This window comes from uncultured Jannaschia sp., from assembly GCF_947494025.1.
Taxonomy (GTDB): Bacteria; Pseudomonadota; Alphaproteobacteria; order Rhodobacterales; family Rhodobacteraceae; genus Jannaschia.
Window position 1 is genome coordinate 1 of record NZ_CANLTQ010000122.1, and the last position, 712, is coordinate 712.

Sequence of the window (712 nt, forward strand, 5' to 3'; positions counted from 1 at the left end):
CCGCGGTCGGTGCCCTCGGCCTGCTCGCGCTTCCGTTCGGAGTGCAGGCGGCCGAACCGGCGCCCCTATCGCCGACGGCGCTTGCCTTCGAGGGCGACGCGCTGCTGATCGCGGGCGAGACCTTCACGCGCAGCGGTGACGGTGGCGCCATCCAGACCTCGGATCCTGCGTCGAATGGCGGAGGGGTCCTGGCGCTGGCCACCCATCCCGATCGTCCCGGACGGGTCGTCGTCGGCCTCGCCACGGGCGGCCTCGCCATCTCGCAGGACGGTGGTCGCAGCTGGGAACGGCCGGGCGGGGGGCTGCCCGACGCGCCGGTGGCCGCGGTCGCCGTGGCCGCCGCCGAGCCGGACACCCTTTACGCTTCGGTCCAGGGCGACGGACTCTGGCAGAGCGAAGATGCCGGGCAATCCTGGACCTTCGTGATGGACCGCCCCTGGCTTGCGGAGGCCGAGCGCGATTCGCTGACGCTCGCCTCGGTCGATCTCGCGACCGGCATGGGGGGCATCTGGATCTATGCCGGCACGGAATCAGGCCTGACGCGCGTGCCCGACTGCTTCTGCCGCTGGCAGGACGTCCAGCCCGGCGACGCGATGGACGCCTTGGTGTCCGGCGATGCGCTGCCGCCCGAGGCCCCGTTGCCGGCGGGCGAGCCGATCCGCGCGCTGGCCAGCGCGCCGGCCGCGCCGGAGACGCTCTATGCCGCGCTGCC

General features: G+C 74.0%; 1 protein-coding gene. It reads left to right on the forward strand.

All coding sequences use genetic code 11. The annotated features are described in order from the left end of the window. Window positions 1-712, forward strand: a 712-nt coding sequence (locus Q1B08_RS21595; RefSeq protein WP_366140091.1) for an exo-alpha-sialidase, incomplete at both ends; no start/stop codon positions are given.